The sequence below is a fragment of the uncultured Dietzia sp. genome (genome assembly GCF_937873725.1).
GTDB lineage: Bacteria > Actinomycetota > Actinomycetes > Mycobacteriales > Mycobacteriaceae > Dietzia.
The window spans coordinates 1-8,800 of sequence record NZ_CALMYY010000060.1 but is presented as its reverse complement, the minus strand read 5'-3'; the positions used below and the strand labels follow the sequence as shown (position 1 = coordinate 8,800).

General features: G+C 70.4%; 9 protein-coding genes. 4 read left to right on the top strand and 5 right to left on the bottom strand.

Translation table 11 applies throughout. The features are described from left to right. Together Q0444_RS05535 and Q0444_RS05530 are read left to right on the top strand one after the other, a co-directional pair. A partial coding sequence (locus tag Q0444_RS05535; protein WP_299021981.1) for an SDR family oxidoreductase occupies window positions 1-214 on the top strand: 214 nt, incomplete at its 5' end. 46 nt (window positions 215-260) lie between these two features. Then, the gene (locus Q0444_RS05530; RefSeq protein ID WP_291079797.1) at window positions 261-1,178 is read left to right on the top strand and encodes an SDR family oxidoreductase; all 918 of its coding nucleotides are present in this window, start codon (window positions 261-263) and stop codon (window positions 1,176-1,178) included. Window positions 1,179-1,262: 84 nt separating this feature from the next. On the opposite strand, the gene Q0444_RS05525 is transcribed toward Q0444_RS05530, so the two are convergent. The 4 genes from Q0444_RS05525 to Q0444_RS05510 form a co-directional block, all read right to left on the bottom strand. Next, on the bottom strand, window positions 1,263-2,594 hold the full coding sequence (locus Q0444_RS05525) for a hypothetical protein (RefSeq protein ID WP_291079796.1): 1,332 nt from the start codon (window positions 2,592-2,594) through the stop codon (window positions 1,263-1,265). Window positions 2,595-2,854: 260 nt separating this feature from the next. After that, a complete protein-coding gene (locus Q0444_RS05520; protein ID WP_291079807.1) occupies window positions 2,855-3,274 on the bottom strand; it encodes a nitroreductase family deazaflavin-dependent oxidoreductase in 420 nt (139 codons plus the stop codon). Between the two features lie 80 nt (window positions 3,275-3,354). Further along, complete coding sequence (locus Q0444_RS05515; protein ID WP_299021978.1) at window positions 3,355-3,942, bottom strand: GNAT family N-acetyltransferase; 588 nt, start codon at window positions 3,940-3,942, stop codon at window positions 3,355-3,357. Window position 3,943: 1 nt separating this feature from the next. Then, window positions 3,944-5,110 carry a steroid 3-ketoacyl-CoA thiolase gene (locus Q0444_RS05510; protein WP_291079792.1) on the bottom strand — a complete coding sequence of 389 codons (1,167 nt, stop codon included), beginning with the start codon at window positions 5,108-5,110 and terminating at the stop codon, window positions 3,944-3,946. Between the two features lie 172 nt (window positions 5,111-5,282). Between Q0444_RS05510 and Q0444_RS05505 the strand changes: the two genes are divergently transcribed. Together Q0444_RS05505 and Q0444_RS05500 are read left to right on the top strand one after the other, a co-directional pair. Then, window positions 5,283-6,530 (top strand): cytochrome P450, encoded by a 1,248-nt coding sequence (locus Q0444_RS05505; protein WP_291079790.1) that lies wholly within the window; start codon window positions 5,283-5,285, stop codon window positions 6,528-6,530. Window positions 6,531-6,586: 56 nt separating this feature from the next. Continuing rightward, a complete protein-coding gene (locus Q0444_RS05500) occupies window positions 6,587-7,594 on the top strand; it encodes an alpha/beta hydrolase (protein ID WP_299021974.1) in 1,008 nt (335 codons plus the stop codon). Window positions 7,595-7,670: 76 nt separating this feature from the next. Here the strand turns inward: Q0444_RS05500 and Q0444_RS05495 are convergent, their stop codons facing one another. Further along, window positions 7,671-8,618, bottom strand: coding sequence for a hypothetical protein (locus tag Q0444_RS05495; RefSeq protein WP_299021971.1), 948 nt, complete (start codon window positions 8,616-8,618; stop codon window positions 7,671-7,673). Window positions 8,619-8,800: the final 182 nt, after the last annotated feature.

The window sequence follows — 8,800 nt, the reverse complement described above, 5'->3', positions numbered from 1 at the left end:
CGCCGAGCTGCACTACGGCGACGCCGACGGCGTGGCCGCCGTCGACGCCACCATCCCCATGGGGCGGATGGCGGACCCGCGGGACGTGGGTCTGGCGGCCGCCTTCCTCGCCTCGCCGCTGGCCGCCTACATCACCGGAGCCGAACTCCTGGTCCACGGCGGCGGCGAGAAGCCCGCGTTCCTCTCGGCGTCCACCGCCCAGAACGCGCACTGACGTTCACGTACCGACCACCTGGCTCGACCTTATGAAGGAGACACACATGGGAATCTGCGACGGACGCGTCGTGATCGTCACCGGCGCCGGCCGGGGCATCGGGCGTGAGCACGCGCTCGCCTTTGCCGCCGAGGGCGCCAGGGTCGTGGTCAACGACCTCGGCGCCGGGCTCGACGGCTCGGACGTGGGGGAGTCCCCGGCGGAGCAGGTCGTGGCCGAGATCCGGGCCGCCGGTGGCGAGGCCGTGGTCAACGGGAACGACATCTCCTCCTGGGAGGGCGCCCGCGAGCTGGTCCAGCAGGCCATCGAGACCTTTGGCGGGCTCGACGTGCTGGTCAACAACGCCGGCTTCCTCCGGGACAAGATGCTCGTCGGGATGGGCGAGGACGACTGGGACAACGTGATCGGCGTGCACCTCAAGGGGCACTTCGCGCCGCTGCGTCACGCGGCCGAGTACTGGCGCGCGGAGTCCAAGGCAGGCCGCCCCCGCGCGGCCCGGGTGATCAACACCTCGTCCGGCGCAGGGCTGTTCGGCTCCGTCGGTCAGGGCAACTACGCCACCGCCAAGGCGGGCATCGCGTTGCTCACCATCCAGACCGCGGCCGAGATGAAGGGCTACGGCGTCACCGCCAACGCGATCGCCCCCGCCGCGCGGACCCGGATGACCACCTCGGCGGGCGAGGGCATGGCCTCCCAGATGGCCGCGCCAGAAGACGGGTCCTTCGATGCCATGGATCCGGCCAACGTCTCGCCGCTCGTCGTGTGGCTCGGTTCCGAGCAGTCCGCCGAGGTCTCGGGCCGGGTGTTCGAGGTCGAGGGCGGGAAGGTCACCATCTGCGACGGATGGCAGCGCGCCGCATCCCAGGACAAGGGGGCGAAGTGGGAGCCCGCCGAACTCGGTGAGGTCGTCCCGCGTCTGCTGGCCGAGTCACCCACCCCGGTGCCGGTGTACGGCGCGCGCTGACCCGAGCCGTCCGGCGAGACGGTCAGAGCCCCGCACCTTCCTCGGTGCGGGGCTCTCGCCGTCAGTCCTGGCGGGTGCTGAGGGTCAGCCCCGGCCGTTGTCCGGGAGGACCGGCAACCCGGCGATCGGCATCGGCAGCGGGAACGGGAGCGGCGGAAGCACGATCGTCCCGTTGGCCACACCGGCAGCGAGCGCGGCGGCACCGGCAGAGGCGGTCAGAGCGACCACGGGGAGCAGGCTGCCCGCGCCACCCTCGCCGAGGCTCGCGAGGCTCTCCAGCGAGGCGCCGGTCCCCACCATCGATCCGGTGTTGGTGGACATGGTGCTCATCATCGAACCGTTCTCCAGCGAGCCGGTGAGCGCGGTGAGCGAGCCGTTGACTCCGGTCAGCTCCCCGAAGGACCCGGTGAGGACGTCGGCGCTGCCGCCGGTGGATCCGCTCTCGCCGGTGAGCGAGCCGTTGGTCCCGGTGATGGAACCCGCGACCGCCTCACAGATGCCGCACTCGGAGACCGAGCCGACGATCGGAGCGAGCGAGCCACCGTCGGTGATCGACCCGCCCAGCGGACCGGTGATGTCACCGGCAGAGCCGTTGGTCAGCGATCCGGAGACTCCCTCGCCGATGAGCTCGGCCGAGCCGCCGATGCCCTCGGTGGACCCGTCGGGGAAGTTGGAGGACAGGGCGGGAAGCTCGGCAGACCCGCCGAGCAGGTTGAGCTCGGTGGACAGCGGGGACATGCCATCCGAGCCGAAGCCGGAGGAACCCATGCCCTCGGACCCGGTGAGCGGGGCGAGATCGGAGGAGTCGAACGTCGCCGAGCCGCCGAGCAGGTTGGTGGACAGGGGTGCCATCTCCTCCGACCCGACCAGGGGGGCGAGATCGGAGGAGTCGAACGTCGCCGAGCCGCCGAGGGGATCGGAGCTGAGGGTGGGCAGGGCCGCTGAGCCGCCGAGGAGTTCGGAGCTCAGCGGGACCGTGCCGAGGGAGCCGGTGAGATCGGTGGGGAGCGCGGAGGAACCGGACAGCGGGTCAGAGCTGAGGGTGGACGAGCCCGCGAGGGGGCTGGTGCTGAGTTCCGGGAGCGTCGAGGATCCCCCGAGCGGCGAGAGGCTGAGCTCGGGGAGCTCGGCAGAATTGAAGGCCTCCGAGCCGGCGAGCGGGTTGAGGTCCCCAGATCCTCCGGCGAGTTCGCCGCCCGAGCCGGAGGCCTCGCCGGCGGATCCGGTGAGCGTCCCCAGAAGGCCTTGGACGAGCGCGCCGAGGTCGTCGACCCCGATCGCGTCGAGCACGCTGCCAAGGCTCACCCCGGTGGGCAACGAGCTGTCACCGCTCTGGGCGTTCGCCGTTCCGGTGGCCCCGGAGATGGCGATGGCCGCCGTTGCGGCGACCGCTGCGGCCCGTGTGTACTTCCTCATTGGGAGGTCCTTTCAGTGTGTGCGATCCCCTCGGGCCACTGGGAGATCGTGACTTCCCCGACCCGGTGTGTTGACTGACATAAGAGTCCTCTCAGGCCCAGGAGGTGTCAAGGGTTTCCTCAGGTACGGGGACGCGTGGGGCGGACGTGGCGAAATGTGTCTCATGTGACCAGAATTTTCGACTTTGTTAGCCGAAAATAGTATCGATGAGATAGGTAGGCGAAGTAACTGGCGAGCTGGATGGCTCCGGCCGGACCGCGTCAGGCGCGGGGTTCGCAGATCACCACGGGGATGACCCGGCTCGTGTTGGCCTGATACGACGCGAAGTCGGAGTACCGCTCGACGAGCCTCGGCCAGAGCTCGGCACGCTCCCGGGGTGTCGCCTCCCTCGCCGTCATCTGGCGCGTCCGGCGACCCACCTGAACGGTGACGTTCGGGTCGGCCAGGACGTTCTTGTACCACTGCGGGTGGGAGGGGAGCCCGCCCTGGGACGCCACCAGCAGGACGCGGTCGCCCTCGGGAAGGTGGAGCAACGGGACGGTTCGCGGCTCGCCGGTCTTCCGCCCCGTCGTGGTCACCAGGCAGACCGGAACCGGCGCCCGCAGCGCCGACCCCACCCGCCACGAGCCACCCACCCGGCCGCCCGTCACGCGGTAGGCCCAGGTGTTGACCCGCGACATCACCTTGATCACCCCGACGACCCACGGCGCACCACGCCGCGGGTCGTCGACGCCCGTCTCCGGGCGGGGCTGCCCGTCGGTCACTTGTTGCCGGAGAGGGGGGCGCGGACGATCACGTGCTTGCCCGGGAAGAACGCCGCCAGCTCGCGCCGGATCTCCTTGAGCGACAGGAGGCCGAAGCCCTTCTTGCGTTCCTCCGGTCGGATCCAGATCGCGACGTCCACGTCGCCGTCGTCGACCTGCTCGCCGAAGACCAGTCCCACGTGCGCGTCGCGCGAGGTGTCGACCGCGACGAACCACATCGCGGACTCCGCCTCCATCCGCTTGAGGCCTTCCCGGCGTTCCTGCTCGGTCTTGTCCTGATCCCACGTGCCGCCGGTCGCCGAGGTCTCGTCCGTCGAGCGGGCGTGGAAGAGATCCTTGTGGTCCTCGGAGTCCCCGAACGGGTGCAGCGCGAAACCGCGCGACTCCTCGTAGGCGGGCTGGTCGGTGGCGTTGCCGACGAACGACTCCAGCGGGGCCCGGAGGACCTCGCGTGCCTGCTCGACGGGCACGTCCAGCAGCCGTGCGATCGCGTCGGCCGCGTCCCCGGCGCCGTTGGCGGACGCGATGGCCGCCAACACCTCGCGCCGCCGGCCGGCCGCCGCCTCGATGACTTCGTTGCTCATGTCAGATCCTCTCGATGATGCTCGCCGAGGCCTGGGCGCCGCCCGCGCACATCGTGATGAGGGCGCGTTCGCCGTCCGTGCGCTCGAGCTCGTGCAGGGCGGTGGTGATGAGCCTAGACCCGGTGCTGCCGACGGGATGACCGATCGCGATCGCGCCGCCGTTGACGTTGACCTTGTCCATGTCCGGCCCGTGGACCTGCGCCCAGCTGAGCAGGACGGAGGCAAAGGCCTCGTTGCACTCGAAGAGGTCGAAGTCGGCGATGGACATCCCCGAGCGGTCGAGCACGCGCTGGGTGGCCTGGACGGGGCCGTCGAGGTGGTACTCGGGCTCGCCGCCGACCAGGGCCTGGTGGACGATCCGAGCCCGGGGCTTGAGGCCGTGCGCCCTGGCGACGTCCTCGTCCATGAGCAGGACCGCGGCCGAGCCGTCGGACATCTGGCTGGAGGTGCCGGCGGTGTGCATGCCGCCCTCGATCACGGGCCTGAGGCCGGCCAGGGTCTCGGCGGTGGTGTCGCGCAGGCCCTGGTCGCGGGTGACGGTCACCGTCTCGCCGGTGTAGGTGCCGTCCTTGAGGCGTTCGGGGGCGACGACGGCAAAGGTTTCGCGATCGAACCGGCCCTCCTCCCACGCGCGCTTCGCATTGGCCTGGGACCGGACGCCCAGCTCCTCCAGGTCGGCGCGCGTGATGCCCCGGCGGTCGGCGATGCGATCGGCGGCCGTGAACTGGTCCGGGAGGTCGACGGTCCAGTCGTCCGGGCGGGGCATGCCGTTGGAGCCGTCGCCGACCGCGGCGCGCAGCGAGAGCCAGCTCATGGACTCGACGCCGCAGGCGATCCCGACGTCCATGGCGCCGGCGTGGATGAGGTTGGCGATGAAGTGGTTGGCCTGCTGCGCGGAGGAGCACTGGCAGTCGATGGTCGTGCACGCCGTCTGCCACGGCAATCCGGACGCGAGCCACGCGCCGCGGGTGACGTTGTTGCCCTGCGCCCCGGCCTGGGTCACGCAGCCGCCCACCACCTGCTCGACCAGCGAGGCGTCGATCCCCGCGCGGCGGATGACCTCTTTCTGGGAGGCGCCCAACAGATGTGCGGGATGAAGGCCGGACAGGGCGCCGCGTGCCTTGCCGATCGGGGTCCGCACTGCCTCGACGATGACGGGATTTCCCATGGTGGTCCTTCCGGAGAAGCGGGACTGAAGAAACAGGTGGCCCGGGGGTGAACGTGTTCTAGTATGCTCGGTGGAACGTGTTCTAGATTACCGCTCGGTTGCCGGGTTCGCAGTATCCCGGCCTCGTCGGTCGCCGAGCACGAGACGCAACCGACGCCGTCAAGGAGTGCCAGTGCAGACAGTCACCATCCCCGCGGGATTCGATTTCACGGACCCGGAGCTCTACGAGAAGCGGCTCCCGCATCCCGAGTGGGCGCACCTGCGGAAGACCGAGCCGATCTGGTGGTGCGCCAACGAGCCCGGGGCCGACGGGTTCGACGACCACGGCTACTGGGTGGTCACCAAGCACGAGGACGTCAAGGAGATCTCGCGGCGCACGAACGAGGTGTTCTCCACCTTCGAGAACACCGCCATCCCGCGCTTCGCTCCCGGGACCGAGCGCGAGATCGTGGAGCTGACCCGCCTGCTGTTCATCAACCAGGACGGCGACGAGCACAAGAAGTACCGCCGCACGATCTCCAAGGGCTTCACCCCGCGGAACATCGAGAAGATGCGTGACCATCTGGCGGAGAAGGCCAGGGTGATCGTGGAGACGGCCGCGGCAAAGGGGAGCGGCGACTTCATCACCGAGGTCGCCTCCGAGCTCCCGCTGCAGGCGATCGCCGAGCTCATCGGCATCCCGCTGGAGGACCGCCACCAGATCTTCGAGTGGTCCAACCAGATGACCAGCTACGACGTGCCGGGCAAGGTGGAGGAGTCGCAGATCGCCAACGCCATGGTCCTCTCCTACGCCCAGGAGCTCGCCACCAAGCGGCAGACGGACCCCCGGGACGACCTGGTGACCAAGCTCATCCAGGCCGACATCGACGGCGAGAAGCTCACCGCCGACGAGTTCGGCTGGTTCGTGGTCCTGCTGGCGGTCGCCGGCAACGAGACCACCCGCAACGCCACCACCCACGGGATGATCGCCTTCCTCGACAACCCGGACCAGTGGGAGCTGTTCAAGAAGGAGCGGCCCGAGACCGCGTACGACGAGATCCTCCGCTGGGCCTCGCCCATCTCCTCCTTCCAGCGCACCGCCACCGAGGACGTGGAGATCGGCGGCGTCACCATGAAGAAGGGTGACCGCGCCGCCATCATGTACGGCTCGGCGAACTTCGACGAGGACGTGTTCGAGGACCCCTTCACCTTCAACATCCTCCGGGACCCCAACCCGCACCTGAGCTTCGGTGGCAACGGGCCTCACTACTGCATCGGCGCCAACCTGGCCCGGCTGCAGATCGAGCTGATCTTCAACGCCATCGCCGACCACATGCCGAACCTCGAGGCGCTGGGCGACCACAAGCGGATCCGCTCCGGCTGGCTCAACGGCATCACCGAGTGGCCGGTCGACTTCAAGTGCCCCATGGGTCACAGCTGAGCCGGTTTCTCCCGGAAATCCATCGAGCGGACGAGTGAAGTGGGCAGGGTGGAACCATGACCGCGCATCGAGTCGTCCACAGGGACGGCGTCCGCCTCCACTACGTGGTGCAGGAGCCCCCCGGTGACGGCGCGCCGCTCGGCACCGTGGTCCTCCTCCACGGCTTCCCGCACTTCTGGTTCACCTGGCACCGGATGATCCCGGTGCTGGCCGAGGCCGGCTGGCGGGTGATCGCCCCGGACCTGCGGGGGATGGGGCACTCCGACGCCCCCGCCGAGGTCACGGCGTACGCGCCGCGGGAGGTCGTCGACGACGTGCTGGCCGTCTGCGACGACGCCGGCGCCGACCGCGTGGTCCTGGTCGGCTTCGACTTCGGGGCCGGCGTCGCCTACGACACCTGCCACCTCGAACCGGGGCGGGTCCGCGCGGTGATCGGCATGGAGAACCCGTTCATGGGCACGGCCGGGTCGGTCTCCCCGCTCGAGGGCTCGGCGGCGATGGCGGAGAAGCACTTCCTCCACCTGCACTACTTCGCCCAACCCGGCGTCGCGGAGGCCGACCTCGCCGGTCGCGAGCGCGAGTTCCTCACCCGCGTGTTCTGGGCCCTGTCCGCGGACTACCACTACCTCGACGTCTGGCAGCACCCCCCGGGGACGACCTACCTGGAGGCGCTTCCCCAGGCGCCGCCGCTGCCGTGGGCGTGGCTCTCGGTGGAGGAGATGGACATCTACGAGGTCGAGTACGCGCGCACCGGGTTCGCCGGGCCCCTGCAGTGGTACCGGGCGATGGACGTGTCGTGGGCCGCGCGCAAGGGCTTCGAGCGCCAGACCAACCCCGTGCCGTTCTACTTCCTCTACTCCGAGCACGACCCCGACCTCGAGGGCTTCCACGGCCGGGAGCCGCTGGCCAAGCTGGGCAGGTATCACGACGACGTCCGCCAGGTCCGCAGCGTCCCGCGGGCCGGTCACCTCATGCACCTCGAGGCCACGGAGGACACCCACCGCGAACTGCTGGCCTGCCTCGCCGACATCGCCCGGAGTCCGGTCGACGCCTCGCCGAGTTGAGTCGACAGCTCGAGGCCCACCACGAGCACCCACGCGATTTCCGTCGACCGAACTCCGCGACCCCGCCGGGTGGGCGTCAGTACCCGAGCCTGAGCCGACTGCGCTCCAGGGCCGCTCGGATGTGGTGGATCACGATGCCGGGCGACATCCCTCTGGCGACCCTGACCACCTGCCACCCCATGTCCGTGAGGATCGCCGTCACCTGCAGGTCGTAGGTCCACTGCTCGTCTCGGCCGTGATGGCGCCCGTCGTAGAAGATCGCGACCATCTCGCGCTGGTATCCGAGGTCCGCGGTCGCCACCTTCTGCCGGTACTCGTTGTAGATCTCCAACTGGCTGGTCGGAGTCGGCAGGTCGGACCGCGCGATCGACAGCCGGAGCAGGCTCTCCTGGGGTGAGTCCGCGAGGGGGTCGCACAGTGGCAGGAGCGCGGTCGCCGCCTTGACGCCGTGCTGGCCCACCATCCGACCTGCGGCGGCCGCGAGGAGGTCGAGGCCGGTGCGGCTGGAGTTGCACACGGAGTCCACGGCGCAGACCCTCTCATCCGCCCCTCGTGTCCACCGGGCGATGTCCACGGCGGCTCTCGCCGGGCTCGTGACGGGGATCCCGGCGACCCGGCGGAGATCGACCCCGGGGACCTCGCGCGACGTCCGGCGCACCCGGATCCCCGGCGTGGCCCGGAGCGGACGCTGCGAGTACACATCGATCGCGCGGGCGCATTCCCGGTCCGAGAACCACTTCTCGCCGTGCAGGTGCGCAACGGCCCAGCCGGCGAGGACGGCGTCCGCCGGAGCCCACAACGCGGCGGCGTCCACGCGGTCGCGGGTGGTGGGCCGTGCGTGGTTCGCGATGTAGACCCCGGGATGCAGAACCCTGAACCTCGACGCCAGCCCATGGCGGGTGAGGACCCGGCAGTCGAGCGCGTCCCGGGCGGCGAACGGCCGACCCGCGTGGACGGCCGCGGCGAGCGCATCGCGGTCGAGGGGGCCGGGGAGGGGCGGAATCGCCGGGGTGACTCTGTGCATGCGCTCGATGGTGGTCGACGCGGGGCCGCCCGCGCCGGCCCGGATGCCCTCCTGTGGATGGGGTGGACGACCATCCACAGGGGTCGGGCCCCGCGGGTCCGTGGCGCGGGGTTTCGGGGCGCGCGGGAGTTCGGGGCGCGCGGGAGTTCGGGGCGCGGGGGTTCGGGGCGCGGGGGGCAGGC

Coding starts and splice junctions, on each gene's coding strand:
- Q0444_RS05530 (WP_291079797.1), top strand. CDS start 261: ATGGGAATCTGCGACGGACGCGTCGTGATCGTCACCGGCGCCGGCCGG.
- Q0444_RS05525 (WP_291079796.1), bottom strand. CDS start 2,594: ATGAGGAAGTACACACGGGCCGCAGCGGTCGCCGCAACGGCGGCCATC.
- Q0444_RS05520 (WP_291079807.1), bottom strand. CDS start 3,274: ATGTCGCGGGTCAACACCTGGGCCTACCGCGTGACGGGCGGCCGGGTG.
- Q0444_RS05515 (WP_299021978.1), bottom strand. CDS start 3,942: ATGAGCAACGAAGTCATCGAGGCGGCGGCCGGCCGGCGGCGCGAGGTG.
- Q0444_RS05510 (WP_291079792.1), bottom strand. CDS start 5,110: ATGGGAAATCCCGTCATCGTCGAGGCAGTGCGGACCCCGATCGGCAAG.
- Q0444_RS05500 (WP_299021974.1), top strand. CDS start 6,587: ATGACCGCGCATCGAGTCGTCCACAGGGACGGCGTCCGCCTCCACTAC.
- Q0444_RS05495 (WP_299021971.1), bottom strand. CDS start 8,618: ATGCACAGAGTCACCCCGGCGATTCCGCCCCTCCCCGGCCCCCTCGAC.